Origin of the sequence: Pedobacter sp. KBW06, from assembly GCF_003852525.1 — a bacterium.
GTDB lineage: Bacteria > Bacteroidota > Bacteroidia > Sphingobacteriales > Sphingobacteriaceae > Pedobacter.
Window position 1 is genome coordinate 1 of the sequence record NZ_QAJL01000009.1, and the last position, 17,909, is coordinate 17,909.

At 43.0% G+C, this 17,909-nt stretch carries 12 protein-coding genes and 1 pseudogene; 6 read left to right on the top strand and 7 right to left on the bottom strand.

Annotation, left to right across the window (positions count from 1 at the left end; all coding sequences use genetic code 11):
• Positions 1 to 112: 112 nt before the first annotated feature.
• A complete protein-coding gene (locus tag DBR43_RS32055; protein ID WP_124587441.1) occupies positions 113 to 589 on the bottom strand; it encodes a DUF6702 family protein in 477 nt (158 codons plus the stop codon).
• Between the two features lie 72 nt (positions 590 to 661).
• Here DBR43_RS32055 and DBR43_RS32060 point away from each other — a divergent pair, with 72 nt between their 5' ends.
• Both DBR43_RS32060 and DBR43_RS32065 read left to right on the top strand, forming a co-directional pair.
• Positions 662 to 1,252, top strand: coding sequence for a HupE/UreJ family protein (locus DBR43_RS32060; protein ID WP_124587442.1), 591 nt, complete (start codon positions 662 to 664; stop codon positions 1,250 to 1,252).
• 53 nt (positions 1,253 to 1,305) lie between these two features.
• Complete coding sequence (locus DBR43_RS32065; protein ID WP_124587443.1) at positions 1,306 to 3,633, top strand: M1 family metallopeptidase; 2,328 nt, start codon at positions 1,306 to 1,308, stop codon at positions 3,631 to 3,633.
• A 97-nt stretch (positions 3,634 to 3,730) separates the two neighbouring features.
• On the opposite strand, the gene DBR43_RS32070 is transcribed toward DBR43_RS32065, so the two are convergent.
• The 4 genes from DBR43_RS32070 to DBR43_RS32085 all read right to left on the bottom strand — a co-directional run bounded on the left by DBR43_RS32070 (position 3,731) and on the right by DBR43_RS32085 (position 6,158).
• Complete coding sequence (locus DBR43_RS32070; RefSeq protein ID WP_124587444.1) at positions 3,731 to 4,225, bottom strand: DUF1772 domain-containing protein; 495 nt, start codon at positions 4,223 to 4,225, stop codon at positions 3,731 to 3,733.
• A 14-nt stretch (positions 4,226 to 4,239) separates the two neighbouring features.
• Positions 4,240 to 4,878: an NAD(P)-dependent oxidoreductase gene (locus DBR43_RS32075; protein WP_124587445.1), complete on the bottom strand. Its 639-nt coding sequence runs from the start codon at positions 4,876 to 4,878 to the stop codon at positions 4,240 to 4,242.
• 68 nt (positions 4,879 to 4,946) lie between these two features.
• Complete coding sequence (locus DBR43_RS32080; RefSeq protein WP_124587446.1) at positions 4,947 to 5,750, bottom strand: helix-turn-helix domain-containing protein; 804 nt, start codon at positions 5,748 to 5,750, stop codon at positions 4,947 to 4,949.
• A 75-nt stretch (positions 5,751 to 5,825) separates the two neighbouring features.
• A complete protein-coding gene (locus tag DBR43_RS32085; protein WP_124587447.1) occupies positions 5,826 to 6,158 on the bottom strand; it encodes a winged helix-turn-helix transcriptional regulator in 333 nt (110 codons plus the stop codon).
• A gap of 137 nt (positions 6,159 to 6,295) precedes the next feature.
• Between DBR43_RS32085 and DBR43_RS32090 the strand changes: the two genes are divergently transcribed.
• The 3 genes from DBR43_RS32090 to DBR43_RS32100 all read left to right on the top strand — a co-directional run bounded on the left by DBR43_RS32090 (position 6,296) and on the right by DBR43_RS32100 (position 8,645).
• Entirely contained in the window at positions 6,296 to 6,652 is a 357-nt protein-coding gene (locus DBR43_RS32090; protein ID WP_124587448.1) for a YybH family protein, read from the top strand.
• A 206-nt stretch (positions 6,653 to 6,858) separates the two neighbouring features.
• Entirely contained in the window at positions 6,859 to 7,257 is a 399-nt protein-coding gene (locus DBR43_RS32095) for a nuclease A inhibitor family protein (RefSeq protein ID WP_124587449.1), read from the top strand.
• Positions 7,258 to 7,274: 17 nt separating this feature from the next.
• On the top strand, positions 7,275 to 8,645 hold the full coding sequence (locus DBR43_RS32100) for a DNA/RNA non-specific endonuclease (protein ID WP_199757186.1): 1,371 nt from the start codon (positions 7,275 to 7,277) through the stop codon (positions 8,643 to 8,645).
• A gap of 828 nt (positions 8,646 to 9,473) precedes the next feature.
• Here the strand turns inward: DBR43_RS32100 and DBR43_RS32105 are convergent.
• Positions 9,474 to 11,996: pseudogene (locus DBR43_RS32105) on the bottom strand (DNA gyrase/topoisomerase IV subunit A); the annotation flags it as partial.
• Between the two features lie 103 nt (positions 11,997 to 12,099).
• Positions 12,100 to 12,588, bottom strand: coding sequence for a cytidine deaminase (locus DBR43_RS32110; RefSeq protein ID WP_124587450.1), 489 nt, complete (start codon positions 12,586 to 12,588; stop codon positions 12,100 to 12,102).
• A 164-nt stretch (positions 12,589 to 12,752) separates the two neighbouring features.
• On the opposite strand from DBR43_RS32110, the gene DBR43_RS32115 reads away from it, so the two are divergent.
• A complete protein-coding gene (locus DBR43_RS32115) occupies positions 12,753 to 17,903 on the top strand; it encodes a translocation/assembly module TamB domain-containing protein (RefSeq protein ID WP_124587451.1) in 5,151 nt (1,716 codons plus the stop codon).
• Positions 17,904 to 17,909: the final 6 nt, after the last annotated feature.

The window sequence follows — 17,909 nt, forward strand, 5'->3', positions numbered from 1 at the left end:
CCAACCCCTCGCCAACCCCTGTCCAGGGAGTAATGCTATACAACGAACAAACCTTCCAGAAGACATGTTAAAGGTAGCTAATCGTCCATTATAGGCTAAGTATTCAGAAGTATTAAAACGTCAGCCTCGCTTCGGCTTTAGGGTTGTCCAGTTTAGTACTTTTCCTTTGACCGTTCAAAGTCACATGAACCATGTTGGACTGGGAATCATGTTCATCAAAAAGAATATCATTCCGGATATCGAAGTTTTTAATCGTGCCTAATTTTTCTGTTTCGAAATAACACCAGGCGGCATCTTCTTCAATCTCATAACCAATATACTTTAGCAGCAAAGGTTTTTGATTGGCCTTGATCTGTAAATGCTTTTGCAGATAATCTGCAATCAGCAGGTCAACCTTCTTCCGGTCCAGCGGTTTTAAAATGTTTAGCTTCGCTTTATACTTGTGGTCCAGTGCCTTTTCAAAATCATCAAAGAAAACACGCACACTCACCTGCACCGTTTTTGTTTTCGGATTTTGCGTAATTTCCGTTACACTCACATAAAACGGATGAAAGAGATGAAGGAAGGAGATCAGTAGAAGTTGTAACATACTTGCTTATAAAGGACCTTAAATTAAAAAAAAGCTTGCATAATTAATTCAAAATTACGATTTTAAACCCCAATGCAAGATTTTTGGCTTTATTTCCAGTTAGGTTGGCAACATATTTTAGACTGGCAGGGATATGATCATATCCTTTTTGTAGTGGTATTGTGCGTTACCTACGCCATCAGCGACTGGAGGAGGGTGCTGATCCTGGTTACCGCTTTCACTGTCGGCCATAGCATTACGCTGGCATTGAGCGTCTTCAAAGTAATTACCATCAATACCCCACTTATAGAATTTCTGATTCCTGTAACCATCCTGATTACGGCCGCTGCCAATATCCTGAACAAAAAACCCAAAAACCGGGGTACGAATTTCAAATATCTCCTTGCCTTATTTTTCGGACTCATTCATGGAATGGGCTTTTCCAACTACCTGAAAAGCTTACTCGGAAAAAGCACCAGCATTGTTGTAGAGCTCCTCGCCTTCAACTTAGGACTGGAAGTTGGTCAGGTGATTATTGTAGTTGGAATTCTCCTGCTTTCCTTTCTGCTTATCTGGATTGTAAAAATAAAGCGATGGGACTGGAATTTCTTCATCTCATCAGCTATATTTGGTATATCATTTATTATGGCCGCCGAGCGTTTTTCTGCCGCCTTCTTAAATTGATCTGCTGAGTAAAAAAAGCAGCCAACCAAACCAACATACTATTCCTACCTCCGATGAAAAGAAATTTACTGCTATTTGCTGCGCTCTTTTTAACCATAAACACCTATGCCCAACATTTAAATAACCCTGGTTCTAACCATGGAAATAAATTTGAGCAATTGGGAACCATCATTTCAGATCCAAATTCTTACCGGTCGGCCTCCGGTGCACCTGGTCCGGCATACTGGCAACAAAGGGCAGATTATGAAATCAATGCGACGCTTGACGAAAAGAACCTCCGTCTTACCGGTTCAGAAGCCATTACCTATTACAACAACTCGCCAGATCCATTGAGCTACCTATGGGTCCAGCTCGATGAAAATGAACACAAAGCAACGAGCGACAATAAGCTGACCGAGACCAGTAAAATGAGCGACCAGATGAATTATCAGTCGCTTTCCAATATTATAGGAGAAGCAAACGATCTTGGTGTAAAAATCATCAGGGTAACCGACGAAAAAGGAACAGCGCTCCCTTATACGATCAACAATACCATGATGCGAATCGACCTGCCCGCCACACTTCAGCCAAAAGGAAAATACAAGCTGAACATCTCCTGGGATTATAAGATTTCGAACAGGATGACCGTAGGCGGCAGAGGGGGCTATGAATACTTTGCTGAAGATGACAACTATCTCTTTACCATCACCCAATGGTTCCCAAGAATGGCCGTTTATTCTGATGTTCAGGGCTGGCAGAACAAACAGTTCGAAGGCAGGGGAGAATTTGCATTGGTATTTGGCAATTATAAAGTTAACATGACCGTTCCGGCAGACCATGTAGTTGGCGCAACCGGCGAATGTCAGAACTATGCACAAGTGTTAAATAGTGGCAGTCTGAAAAGATGGAATGCAGCTCAAACGGCAACATCACCAGTAGAGATTGTCAATCTTGAGGAGGTAAAATCGGCTATGACGAAAAAATCAACGGCAAAAAAGACCTGGACCTACACCGCTGAGAATGTGAGGGATTTTGCCTGGGTTTCTTCCCGCCGGCTGGTATGGGATGCAATGGCAACCCACATCAACGGAAAAAAGATCATGGCCATGTCTTATTATGGTCCTGAAGCTTATCCCTTATACAACAAGTATTCGACCAAAGTAATTGCCCATACCCTAAAAGTATATTCAAAACATACCATCCCCTACCCTTATCCGGTAGCGATCTCTGTGGAGGCTGCAAACGGGATGGAGTATCCGATGATCTGTTTTAACTATGGACGTGCGGAAAAAGATGGAACCTATACAGAGGCCATTAAATATGGAATGATCGGTGTGATCATCCATGAGGTAGGACATAATTTCTTTCCTATGATCGTTAACTCTGATGAAAGACAATGGTCATGGATGGATGAAGGACTCAATACCTTCTGCCAGTATATGGCAGAGCAGGAATGGGACAACAACTACCCTTCACAACGCGGTCCTGCACATAAAATCGTGGATTATATGAAAATGCCTAAAGATCAGCTGGAGCCGATCATGACCAATTCAGAAAACATCATCAATTTTGGTCCGAATGCCTATGCAAAACCTGCCACGGCATTGAATATTCTGAGAGAAACCGTAATGGGCAGGGAGTTATTCGACTATGCCTTTAAAGAATATGCAAAGCGATGGGCATTTAAACACCCTACACCGGCAGACCTGTTCAGAACGATGGAAGATGCTTCTGCCGTAGACCTTGACTGGTTTTGGAGAGGTTGGTTTTTTGGAACTGATCCGGTAGATATTGCCCTGAACGACGTTCGCTATTACCGCATGAACAGCATGAAACAGGCGGAAGAGAAAAAAGAAGATAAAAAGGCATTTGAGAAAAATAACGACAATATCAGCAGGGGAAGAAACCGCGCCGAAGGCGTAAAATTTGCGGTAGAACAGGATACGACACTACAGGATTTTTACAATAAATTTAATCGTTTTGAGGTCAGCAAGACTGCAGACGAACAATTCCAGAAGTATTACGCATCCTTATCTGCCGACGAGAAGAAACTATATGAGCGTAAGAAAAACTTCTATGAGCTTGATTTTTCGAATGAAGGAGGTTTGGTGATGCCAATCATTATTGAATGGACTTTTGCCGATGGAACCAAAGAAGTAGACCGTATTCCGGCCTATATATGGAGAAAGGACGAAAACAAAGTGACTAAAGTTTTTGCCAAAGATAAAGAAGTGGTTGCTGTACAACTTGATCCCTATCGCGAAACGGCCGACATCAATGAAAATAACAATTCATGGCCGAGAAAAGCAAAACCATCAAGGTTCGAATTGTTTAAACAACAGCAATCCCCAAGAGGAGCTTCTGCCGGACCAAACCCAATGCAACAGTCCAGACAAAATTAAAACTGCGCTTTCCTTTTGTCTTGTATTTTATTAATGATACAAGACAAAAGGAATTTCAAGCAGAACAAAAGTCCCATGAAGCACCACCATGCGCCTTTTAATCCTTCCTTAGGCAGCCGATCACCAATAATACCAATGAGCACACCGAACAAATGGTCCTGACCGTATGCCAGTTGTTCCAGGATTCAGCAAAAACACCGCGCATCACTTTAGCCTGTTCAACAGATGATCCCTGTAAAGAAAATCCTTCCAGTTGCTTGTTCAAAGGGATATTTCCAACAATAGTTACCCCAAAACTCCCGACAATAAAAACCACTAATGCAGCGAATATCCATGCAAATTTAGGAGAGCGGGGTTGCTTGCGATAAGCCAGAGCAGCAAGGCTCAGAAATAAAGGGCTCCCTAAAAACCCAAAGAGAAACAGCGGATTTACAATTGCTTTATTGATCTCCTGCATGGCCAGGATATACTGCGTATCCGGCAAATGTCTAAAAGCAAGGTTGATGGATACAGAAAAAGCGTAGAACAAGCCCGCCATTAAAGCAGTGGTAATGGTGGCCAGGGCGAGTAACAGAGATGGATACCTGATCATATAGAAATTCTGATTTAATAAGACACCCCCGGAGTCTGGTGTATATAAGTCCGGTCATTTAATTGTTTTAACATAAAGTCGGCCACATCAGCGCGGGAAACCTCTACCTGAATACTTTTATCCGTCGCCGCAAAGCCATGTCGGTATACCCCGGTTTTTGCGGTATCGGTTAGGTTTCCCGGGCGGACAATCACCCAGTCCAGCTTGCTTCTTTTAATATGGCTTTCCTGCAGCTCATGGTCTTTAAATGTTTTCCTGAGTACAAAAGGAACAATAATGTACCTGAAAACAAATGAGGTCTTCTCCAGCACCTTTAAACTATCTCCATAGCCCAGGGAAGTCTGGCAGATCAACCGGCGGATACCTCTGCTTTCCATCGCTTCGATGATGTTCTTTGTTCCCTGAGAACGCAATACCCCAACTTTATTTGCCGGCGAGCCCAATGCCGATAAAACCGCATCCTGTCCCTCCATAGCCGGAGCCAGCGATTCAGCATTCATCACATCTCCCTGATAGGTTTTCAGATTTGGATGCTGGAGGGATAATTTTGATGGATTACGCACAAATGCGGTTACCGTATGTCCCTGTTCAAGTGCCTGTTCCAGGATATGGCGTCCTGTACCACCTGTTGATCCGAAAATAAGTAATTTCATATCTGTCTTTTTTCAGACAATATTAAGCCTGTTCCAATCGGAAAAATAGAACAAAACCGACAAGGGCATTATTTTACCAGTTCAGGGAAGTTATCCGCAACATTATGCGGTTGCTTTTGATATTGATAAGGCGAGAAACCTGCAAATTCTTTGAAGGTCCGTATAAAATGAGATTGATCGGAATAGCCGTTTTCGTAAGCAATGTCGGAGAGCTTTTCATATTCATTATTTTTCAGCTGATTCAAAGAAGCCTGAAAGCTGCAAATCCGGGAAAACATTTTCGGAGATATCCCTACATGCTGTTTGAACTTCCTTTCCAGGCTCCGCTCCGACACATTCAATTCTTTTTGCAGGACCTTCAGGGAAACCATTCCTTTAGACCGGATCATCATCGATAACACATAATCCGTATGTCCGTCCGGTTTACGGTCATTTTTATGAATCTGGGCAAAAAGATAGGTACAGAGCATATTGATCTGATCGGATACACTTTCCAGATTCAGCAATTGTTCTCTTAAATAATAACCATGTCGGGTAGCAAAAAGATCCAGATCCATGCAGGTGTCCGTTAGCTCATTTGCGTTTAAATCAAAAATAGATTTCAATGCCCCAGGAAAAAAACAAATGCCGATCATGGTAGATTTTCCCATTGAGATTTCAGCATGGGTTGTGGACTGCCCGTATAACAAGACATTCGGCATCTCCTTTTTATTCTGTTCAAATAATCCGGCCGGCCCGTTTTGAAAAATTAAACCAGGACTACCGTCTGCAATTATCCTGAATTGGTGGCTCATAGCCCCGCTCTCCAATGTCCAGATATAGCGGACATAGTTGCTCAGATATGCCGGGGCAGGGATTTGTTCGTACCTCATTTTTCTATATCAACAGGGATTAACTGGTTCCTGAATAAATTTATCGCTAATTATTTAAAAATCAAAACAGCACCGTTATTCCTTCTCCAGCAATACCTCTCCCCAGGCGTTCAACTGCCATAATACCTTAACCAGACGATCTCCTGTTTCCGTTAAGTGATACTCCACTTCCAATGGCTTCAGTTTAACGACGATTTTTGTCACGAGCCCGCTTTCTTCCAGTTCCTTCAACTGCCTGCTTAAGACCCTGCGGTTAATGTCGGCAATATGATAGAAAAAGTCACTCGGCCGCCTCCTTCCCTGCTGCAAATGCCAGACAATGGGAATCTTCCATTTCCCGCTGATGGTATTTACAGCATGTTCCAGGGGACAGATTTTATTATCGGTTACGCGAATCTTATTTTTCATAGGTATTCTTATGGTGCTTTCATCTGCGAAAGCCGATTAAATCCGCCTTCCGCTCCTCAGAGGATAGGACAATTTTGTCCCATATTGACATTATAATTAATAGCGCCGAATTTAGCATTTCAAATAAAATTAAAGAAATGAAAGAAAAAGTAGCCCTCAGAAATCAGCAGTTTAACCAATATGTAAATGAGAAAAACAATGCGCAATTGTCTGAACTTTATACGGAAGATGCCCTCATTTACCCACCTAAACAACCTGCAGTTCAAGGCAAGGAAAAGATCAGTGATTTTTTCGGAGCAGTATTCAATCAGGGCATCAATAAAGGCGATTTCTCGACAAAAGAGATTCGTATTGAAGGGAATTTCGCTTATGAAACCGGCAATTATCTTCTCTTTGCCGGGGAGGGAGAAACTGTTGCACAAGGGCATTATATGTATGTATGGAAATACATAGATGGGGAATGGTACATACATCAGGACATTTGGAATGATTAAAAAACAGCATTAAATTCAGAAATGTGAAGCCATCAGGACCTTCACATTTCTCCACAACACTTCTTAACGCCCTCTCTCCACAATTTTCAAAAGGTGATCCGAGCCGGTTTCCAGTTAAAAAATCATGAAATAATCATTACCTTTTTTAGGGAGGTACTTTCTTAGAAATTAGCGGTTATCTTTAATAAAAAATAACCCCATCTACCATGGAAAACCAAATTTTACCAGAACTGTCGACTAAGATTCAGGGACTCTTCTACCTGAGTGAATCTGAGGCCCCCTTAGTCATTGAGAAGCTCGGAGCGCTTCCAAAAGAACAATTGAATGCAAAGATCGCAGAATTAAATACCGCGGCTCCTGAAGCCCTAATCAGCGTAAAGCCGGATGACTTCTTTGAGAAAATCCTAAAAAGCGCAGATCCTAACGACGACATTGTGCTGGCCAATGCCAACAAATTCCAGGAGCTTCATACTTTTTTAAAAGGTAATTTCTCCGGAATCCAGGTAACCCGGATTGAAGACGGGGTAAAAGTTCCGATCATCATTACCGCATTCTTACCAGACAACACCTGTATTGCACTCACTACTTATGCTATAGAATCTTAAACCATCATTTTATCCCTATGAAAAATTTCATGAAACATTGCTATGTACTGGGCATGCTATGCCTGGTCCTGGCCTCCTGTAAAAAAGAAGCTCAACCAGAGCTAACTGCACAACCGCAAACTTCAGGCATCGCTGCTGTACGCACAGAAAGCACTCAATTGTTAACAGAAGGCCTTGAAACCGGCAGCAAAGGCGCTTACGCTTCAGCTTCCGTGACATTAGGCTCAGGTTCCTGGACCCTGGACGAGGCCCTGATCGGCAATAGTGCTGCGGATGTAAAATCAGGAAGCCAGTCGGCCAGAATCCGGAATACAGGTTCCCTGACGATGAACTTCAACATCACTGCAGGCGACAGCACAACGGTTAAAATTGACCATGCCAAATACGGCTCAGATGCCTCCAGCACCTGGCAGTTATGGATCTCCACAAATGGTGGCACAAGCTACACACAAGTTGGCAGCACCGTTACGACCAGCAGCTCTACTTTACAAACAGCTACTTTTCAAATCACCGGCGCCGGTAATCTCCGTTTGTCGGTACGTAAAGTTTCGGGCGGTACCAACCGGATTAACATCGACAACATCAGTGTAAGTACAGGTACTGGTGGCGGAACAAACCCAGGCGGAGGAACCGCCGGAGATGACAGCCATTTACTGCTGGGCAACCCAAATGGTGCCGTGGCAAACATTACCTCTCCAAATAATTACCTGATGGATCAGACCTATTATACCATCTCTTATAACCGCGACAGAGGCACACCAAACTGGGTGAGCTGGCATATCAAGTCGTCGGATATTGGAAGCACTCCAAGAACCAATGATTTCAGGGCCGATTCTGCTTTACCTTCAGGTTGGTATCAGGTACAAAACAGCAGTTATTCGGGATCAGGATTTGACAGAGGACACAATTGTCCTTCCGGCGACAGAACCTCTTCGACCGCAGCGAACTCTTCCACTTTCTTAATGACCAATATGATTCCTCAGGCACCAAATAACAACCAGCAAACCTGGGAAGGCCTGGAAAGCTATACCCGGAGCCTGGTAAGTGCAGGCAATGAGGTTTATGTGATCGCAGGTTCTTACGGAACAGGTGGTACAGGCTCAAATGGCGGAATCACCAATACCATCAACAATGGTAATGTGACCGTTCCATCCAATGTCTGGAAAATCATCGTGGTATTGCCAAATGGAAATAATGACATCAGCAGAATTACCAGTACCACAAGAGTGATTGCCATCAATACGCCAAATACAAATACCATTAACAGCGACTGGAAAACTTACCGAACTTCGGTAAACAGTATTGAAACATCGACTGGCTACAACTTCTTTGCGAGCATTCCTGCGACCATCCGTACTGCACTTAAACAAAATGTAGACAATCAATAGGAAAAACCTCTATACTAAAAAAGCCGCCTTATGTTAAGGCGGCTTTTTTATGGATATCGGAAATTAAAATAATCCCAATTGCCCTTTATCGTCTATATCAACATCCTCGGGATTTGTGATCTCTAATGTGATCTTTCGTATCGGCTTATCCTCCTTTGTCTTAGCATCATTCCAGGCCTTTTTAGGCTTTACAGGAGCAGCGGGTTTCTCTTCAACAGGTGTTGTTTCGGTGTTTGCTTCCGGTTTTTCTATGGCAGGGCCTTCCGTCACAGGAGCTGGTACAACCGGCAAACTTTCTTCTGGTTTCACCTCAACAGATGGCTCAGCTACCGGTTTTTCCGCTACTGGTTTTGCTGCTTTAGGCACCGTAAAAGGTTTCTTTTTAACCACCGGCTCCGGAACAACCGGTTCTGCAGTAATCGCCTCCGGAACAACAGGTTCTGCCGCAAGCGGCTCTGGTGCAACTTCCGCAGCTACTGGTTCTTCAACCGGACTTACCACAACAGCTTCATCAGGAACGGGCTCTTCAACCAGGGCCTTCTTCGTTTTTTTAGCTGCAGGTTTCACAGGAATTGCTTCCTCCTCTTTTTCCTCAACAAGATCCTCTTCACTGAGCTCCGGGATTTCCGCTTCAATTACTTCCGAAGCATCTTCCTCAGTTACCTCCGGTACCTCTTCCGATATTTCCGGAACATCGGCAGGCTCAACATCTTCTTCTTCTTCAACAGGCTCCGCATCCTCAGTTCCCTGAGCAGATTCGCTGTTTGCTGAAGGCGTACCCGCAGATTCTGAATCTCCATCGTCTGTGGCTTCCTCCTCGGCTACGGCTTTACCTTCTTCGATCAGTTCTTCTTCCTCATGGTTGAAGATCTCTATATTTTGAACATCATGTTGGGTCAGTCTGTTTCCGTTTGCGCGGATTCCTTTAACATCAATAAATTCGGCCAGTAAGATTTCCAGTGTCTCAGGAATCTGTGTTTTACCTTTCAGCACATCCACCTTCAACATGGCTTCAGGATTGCTCGTCAGGTGCAGGAATTTTGATCCGTTCTCTTCCGAGATTAAGCTGAGCTTTTTCCCTACACCAATTGCTTCAAAAACAAAACGCTTGATAAAGTGATTTTTAGCCTTTCCTTCATATTGAACCACCGCAAAGGGCTTTTCTGCATCAAATTTCTGAATTAAAATCAGATCCGCATCAAAATGGTTGCTCAGTTCGAAAGTACTCAACTCGTACCAGCCATCTCTATGCACCTGAAGGATCTTATCATCCCCATCAAATTCACCGAGATACTTACCACGGCCATCTACATTCAGTCTTCTAAGCAGGTCATCATACCAGATTTTTAATCCGGATAAGGTAGAAACACCTTTGCTTTTCAGCAATACCTTTTTTATCGGGTATTTCGATACAATGTTTCCTTGTGAACCACGTCCTTTAATTGCAATGTCTGCATAATCCAGGTCGAACTGGAGTTTCTTTAACTTCGTATGTGGTTTCAGCAAGATCGTTACGATCTCTGCTTCGCCGTTCGGGTTTGCGGTAAAGTATAAAAGTTTAGATCCTTTGCTTCCCTTGGTCAGGTCGTATTCCTTATCACGGGTCACCCCTACAACCGCAAAGCGCTTGACATAAGAAATTCCACTCGCCCCATCTTTATAAATCAGGTTATAAATCGTCCGCTCATCACCTTTCTTAAATACCTGGGCATGAAGAATTCCTTTACCCACAAAATTCTTGTCGGCAACCTTGGTGATGATACATTTACCATCTTCCCTGAATACGATGATTTCGTCCAGATCAGAACAATCGGCAATAAACTCATCTTTACGTAAACCGGTTCCGATGAAACCATCTTCGCGGTTCATATATAACTTCACATTGGCCAAAGCAACTTTCGATGCTTCCACCCTGTCGAACAAACGGATTTCTGTTTTGCGCTCCCTGCCTTTGCTGTATTTATCCAGCAACTTCTGGAACCAGGCAATCGCATACTCCGTCAGGTGACGCAAATGATTCTTAACAATTTTAATCTCATCCGACAATGATTTCATCTGCTCATCCGCCTTTTTCACATCAAAGCGGGTGATGCTGCTCATTGGTTTATCGATCAGCTTTTTAAAATCTTCCGGAAGGATTTCCCGGTAGAGCTGTGGCATAAATGGCGCGAATAATTTATTCAGCACTTCGACAACCACATCAAAGTTTCCTGAATTCTCGTATTCTGCATTTTTATACATCCCTTCCTGGATAAAGATCTTTAGCAGGGAGCTAAAGAAAATTTTCTCCTGAAGTTCATGCAGTTTAATTTCTAATTCCTGTTTTAATAAAGCCTTGGTGTTTTGCGTATTCTCGATCAGAATATCGTTCACACTCATAAAATGAGGCTTATCTCCTTTAATGATACAGGTATTTGGGGAGATCGAAACTTCGCATGAAGTAAAAGCATAGAGGGCATCAATGGTTACATCAGGAGAAATTCCCGGAGCCAGCTGAACCACAATCTCCACATGTGCTGCGGTATTGTCTTCTATCTTCTTGATTTTGATCTTTCCCTTATCATTAGCAGAGAGGATGCTGTCGATCACAGATCCCGTGGTGGTACTGAAAGGAATTTCCGTAATCACCAGTGTTTTCTTGTCTTTCTCTGTAATCTTGGCCCTCACCCTGATTTTACCTCCGCGCATCCCTTCGTTATACGCAGAGAAGTCTGCCATTCCTCCGGTAAAGAAATCGGGTAATATATTTGGGCGGTGCCCTTTTAAAGCTTCGATCGAAGCTTCCAGCAATTCAATAAAATTGTGAGGCATGACTTTCGTAGCCAGACCTACAGCAATACCTTCGGCCCCTTGTGCGAGGAGCAAAGGAAATTTCACCGGTAAAGTGATCGGTTCATTGTTACGGCCGTCATAACTCAATTGCCATACCGTCGTATCTCCGTTGAAGACCACTTCATTTGCAAACTTCGACAGCCGGGCTTCAATATAACGTGGTGCAGCAGCACTATCACCGGTAATCGGGTCACCCCAGTTTCCCTGGCAATCGATCAGCAGGTCTTTTTGTCCAATCTGCACCATTGCATCACCGATAGAAGCATCCCCATGCGGGTGATACTTCATCGTATTTCCAATAACGTTTGCGGCTTTATTAAAACGTCCGTCATCCATCTCTTTCAGCGAGTGTAAAATGCGTCGCTGAACAGGTTTTAAACCATCATTTAAGTGTGGTACTGCCCGATCAAGAATGACATAAGAAGCATAATCGAGGAACCAGTTTTCGTAAAGGCCGTTGATAGGAATTACGGTATGTTTGCTTTCTTCGTTTATGTTGTTTTCTATTTCTTCGCTCATCAAAAAAGGATTGGATGTTGTAAATATAAGGGTTGAAAACGAAATTTTAAGAACCGAGTTGCTAACAGTTCTTTGTTAAGAACCCTCTTTTTACAGGAATGAATTATACCACCAGGCGCGATTCGGTAAATACGAATGGCAATAGGTTCTTAATTCCCTTAACTTTTAAAATTTCACCGTTGAGGCAATAGAACAAGACTTCTATTTCCTGTTTTTGCTTCTGTTCGACTTCCGCCATGACCTGTAAACAGGCACCACAGGAAGTGACCGGTTTTTCGATGACAAAGTTATCAGTTTTTGCCGTAATTGCCATACTTTCAATCACCGCATTTGGATCTGCTGAACCGATCGCAAATAAAGCAACTCTTTCTGCACATAATCCCGAAGGGTAAGCCACATTTTCCTGATTACTTCCCAACACCACTTTACCTCCCTTTAACTGAATTGCAGTCCCTACTTTAAACCTGGAATAGGGCGAATACGAAGTGTTTAGCGCCTCTTCTGCCTTTAAGCATAATGCTTTATCGTTCTCACTTAGCTCCTCCAGCCCATTAAATGACTGGTAGCTGATACTAAAATTTCTCTCATTCATAGTCTAAACATACAATTTTTCCATATTTCAGGAACATGAAATTTTAATCCCTTCTTCTAAACAATTTTATTATATTGATTGTAGATATACTATAATAACCCTAAAAAGGCCTCCGGTGGCATGATTTTGGTTAATAACGGCTAGAAACTCTCAATTAAAGTAAATTGAATAAATATATACGTAAAAGTCTTAAAGTTGTACTTTGGATTATCGCCAGCATCATTATGCTCGTTGTCCTTATCGCACTTTCCCTAAATATTCCTGCCGTCCAAAACTTCGTAAAGGATAAGGCCATCGGCTACCTGAAAAATAAAACCCATACAGAGGTTCGCCTGGAGAGCATCCATATCGCTTTTCCAAAAGATGTAGTCCTCAACAAGTTTTACCTGGAAGATAAAAAAGGAGATACTTTGTTGTATGCACAAAAGCTGGCCGTAGACATCAGCTTGCTCAAATTACTGAGCAAGAAAGTCGAAATCAATAACATCTCCCTGCAAAAAATCAGGGCCAATGTGACCCGTATTAACCCGGATACCACCTTTAACTTCTCCTTTTTAGTAGACGCTTTTATGTCTGAAGAGAAAAAACCGGAAGATCAGGTGCAGAAAGATACCACTTCGACGCTCAAGTTCTCCGTTAGCAAGATCAGCCTGGAGGACATCGGAATTGTTTACCGCGATGATGTGGCAGGAAATGACGTAAAACTAAGCCTGGGTGAGTTCAAAACAAACATCAAAGATTTTGACCTGGATCATCAGCGCTATGTAATCAAAACACTTAGCCTCAAAAATTCCAACCTGAAATACTTCCAGACCAAGCCGCTACCCCAGTTAAAAGAACACCTGGAAAAAAGCATTGATACGGCCAAAACAGCATCAGGAAAACTTCCTTTTGTGGAGGTCGGGGATTTTGCTTTCAACAACATCAACATCAGTTTTGACGATCAGCTCTCTAAAATGAGTGCCAATGTAAACCTGAACGAACTGCTGATCAATAAACTTATTGCAGACCTGACCAGCAACAATTATAAAGTAGAAACGGCGAAAATTAACAATTCAAAGGTCAGCTATACGGCTGCTGCCAGTCAGATGAAGGCAAATGTAGACCTGAAAGAGTTTGCGATCAGCAAGTTGATCGCCGATCTGAACAAGAGCAAATATCAGGTAGATGAGGCGACTTTAAACAACTCAGATGTCCTCTTTGCATTCAAACCTGCGCCAGCTGCCAAAACAACGGCAAAAACAGATCCCGCATCGGCCTCTGCCCCGATCTCTTTGCTCCTGGGTAAATTGAACCTGTCTAAAAACAACGTACAGTTCGACAATATGTCGGCTAAACCGGGCAAAGGAATGGATTTTAACCATTTAAAAATAAAAAACCTCGGACTTGTTGCCGAAGAATTGGGCTATGCTGCGGATGGCAGTATCAAAGTGAAAGTCAAAGAAGGAATGTTAACAGAGAAAAGTGGTTTCCAGTTATTGAAACTGCAGGGCGATGTCCTTTATTCTGACAAGGCCATAAAAGTAAAAAACTTCTTGCTAAAGACACCGAACACCGCTATAGAGAATGCTACGGAACTGAATTACACCTCCATGGAGGACCTGACGAAACATCCGGAGCGTGTAAAAATGAACATGCTGTTCAAAAACTCTACCATTGGCCTTAAAGATGCAGCCTATTTCAGTGATGCTGTTCCTCCGGAATACAGAAATGAAAAAATTAAGGTTAATGCGAATGTGAATGGTTACTTAAATAACCTTTCCATCCCCCGTCTACAGATTTCCGGACTGAAAAGCACCAATATAGACATCAGTGGAACTGCCAAAGGACTCCCGGATATGAACAAGTTGTTCCTGGACCTGAACATTAAGAAATTCGCCTTAACGAAAAAGGACCTGTTGGTCCTGATCCCTAAAAAGTCATTGCCAACAAATATAGAATTGCCAAACGCGATTCAGGCAAACGGTAAGTTCACGGGCTCCCTGACCAATTTCAAAACAGGCTTTAACATCAACACAGACATGGGAGCGGCAAAGCTTCTTGCCAGTATGAAAGGACCGAAAGGAAAGGAAAGTTATACTGCAGACCTCAACCTGAACAACTTCAATGTAGGCCGGTTATTGAAACAACAGGCGCAACTGGGTAGGATAACGGCCAAAGCAACGGTAAACGGAACCGGACTGGATGCTAAAAAAGCAGCAGTAAAGTTCAATGCCGAGGTAATCAGCGCCTACTACAACAAATACACGTATAAGAATTTAAAGCTAAACGGTACCTATGCTCAACAGAAACTAGACCTGAAAAGTAATATGGCAGATAGCAATGCCAATTTTAACTTAACCGCAGCAGTAAACATTGCCGGTAAATACCCGGCAGTAAAAGCCAAAATGGATTTGGGCCAGGTAGATTTAAGGAAATTAAATTTCAGTCCGACAGAGTTTAAACTGGCAGGAACAGTAGATGCGAACCTGAGCACTGCCGATGTGGACTACCTGAACGGTGATGTCTTCATCAGGGGCCTACAAGTGGTTAAAGACGGACAACGTTTCAATGTGGACACCATTAACCTACATGCAGAAACCAGTGCCGAAAGGAGCTTACTGACCTTAAAATCAGAACTCATGAGGGCCAGGATTGACGGACAGTACCAGCTGACCAATCTGGCGACAGCAGTGACCAATCAGATCAATAAATATTACCAGTTTGGAGAGGTTAAAAGAATTCCGGATCAGCGCTTCCGCTTCTTTGCGAGGATCTATAACCCTAAATTCATTCAAAACTTTGTCCCTCAGCTAACAACCTTCTCCCCTTCCATGATCTATGGATTACTGGACACGAAGAAAGACAGCTTAACGATGAAAGCATGGGTTCCGCAAGTGGTCTATGGAAGTTACAAAGTGGACAGCACCAAGTTGAGCATCGATAACAACGACCAGAAACTGAATTACAAGTTGACGGTAAAAAGCATGCAAAGCCCTTCCATCAATCTATTCAATACAGAAATCAGTGGCGCTGCAGCCAACAATAATTTAGGGGTCAATATCTTTTTAAGAGACAGTAAGCTAAAAGACAAATACCTGCTTGGAGGAAATTTCCAGTCGATCAATAAGGATTTCCGTTTTAGCTTTGATCCTCAGAAACTGATATTGGATTACCAGAAATGGGCCATATCTGCAGACAACTATATTCAATTTGGACAGTCGGGCATCTCTGCCAGAAGTTTTGACCTGAGCAGGGATAAGCAGTTATTGAGCATCAACAGTGTAAGCAATGAGCCCAATTCTCCGTTAAAAGTGCTGTTCAAGGATTTCAGAATAGAAACCCTGACCAAATTTGCAGAGCAGGACAGTTCTCTTGTTGGCGGTTCCATCAATGGAACTGTAGACGCCAAGGATCTTACAGGAACACCTAAATTTGAAGCCAACCTGACGATAGATCAACTGCGTTACCAGAAGGATCAACTCGGCACTTTGAGGATTGCAGTAAACAACAATACAGAAAACGCTTTTGAAACAAACATTGCCTTAACGGGGGTCCATGAGCTCCGCGTAAATGGGTTCTACTATACCGCTCCTAAAAGCGCATTGGACCTTACTTTGAACATCGACAAGATTGACCTGAAGAGCCTGGAAAGTGTTTCTATGGGACAGATTAAAAATGGTTCAGGAACAATTACGGGACAGTTGTCTGTAAAAGGTGAGCTTACTGCACCTAAAATATTAGGGGATGTCAATTTCAAACAGGCTGCATTCACGGCGACTTATGTAAATTCATATTTCAAGATGCAGAATGAAACCATCAGCTTCACAAATGAAGGGGTTAAGTTTGATGATTTCACCATTCTCGATTCCATCGGACAACCTTTAAAGGTAGATGGGATGGTATACACCACAAATTACCAGGACTTCCGCTTCGGCCTGGATGTTTCGGCCAATAATTTCAGGTTGATGAACTCCACAGCCAAAGACAATGAAATGATCTATGGAAAGGTCTTCGTCTCCACCCGTTCCTTTAAAATCAGGGGCGACATGAACCAGCCGGACATCAATATGAACCTCCAGGTAAACAAAGGCACAAAGTTCTTCTTTGCAATGGTAGACTCCGATCCCACCATCGTAGACCAGGAAGGAATCGTCGAATTTATTGATGAAGATGCCCCACCATTTAATGGTAAGAAAGCAATTCATACCGATAGTATTCCTAAATCTGCTTTTAAAGGGTTTAACCTGAGTGCAGACATCGATCTGGATAAAGAAGCCGAATTTACCGTTGTGGTCGATGCGACTACCGGAGATCAGCTAAAAGTAAGAGGAGAAGGCAGTCTGAACGCGACCATGGATCCGAGTGGAAAAATGAGTTTAACAGGAAGATACCTGTTGTCTGATGGTGCCTATAACCTGAGCGTTGGTCCTAAAAAAATGGACTTCAAGATCCAGCAGGGAAGCAGCATTATCTGGACAGGAGAACCAACTTCAGCAAATGTGAACATCACCGCAGTCCGTGAGGTGAACGCACCTGCCATAGACCTTATCGCCGACCAGGTGCAGGATCAGCAATTGCAAAAAAATCAGGCCAACCAAAAATTCCCGTTCCAGGTATACCTTGACATTACCGGAGAACTGATGAAACCCATCATTGCGTTCCGGATTGCACTACCGGAAAATGAGAAAAATGCCATTGGTGGAGCCGTAGAAACAAAATTACAGCAGGTAAATGCAAATGAAAGCGAATTGAACAAACAGGTCTTTGCATTGCTCGCCTTAGGTCGTTTTATTGCAGACAATCCATTCCAGAGTCTGGCCACCGGAGGCAATAACATTGCGGAATCGTTTGCGCGCTCCAGTGCCACAAGACTGCTTGCCCAACAAATGAACAACCTGGCCTCAGACCTGATCAAAGGGGTAGACATCAACTTCGGACTGAATTCTTCGGAAGATTATTCTACCGGAAAAATGGCAAACAAAACCGACCTGGAAATCGGTTTGTCTAAAAAACTATTGGACGACAGGTTAACGGTAACTGTGGGTAGCTCTTTCGGATTGGAAGGGCCAAAGCAAGCCAACCAAAGCAGTAATAACATTGCCGGAAATGTCAACATAGAGTACTTGTTATCAAAAGACGGACGTTACCGCTTAAGAGCATACAGAAGAAATCAAACGGAAGGAATCATCGAAGGCCAGATCATAGAAACAGGTCTTGGTTTTGCCCTGGTGGTAGATTACAACAGGTTCAGAGAGATCTTCAGAAAATTCAAAGATAGAGACAACAAAAAGAAAAAAACAGAACAGAAGCCCAAAGATGAGAAAGCGAATTAAACCTAT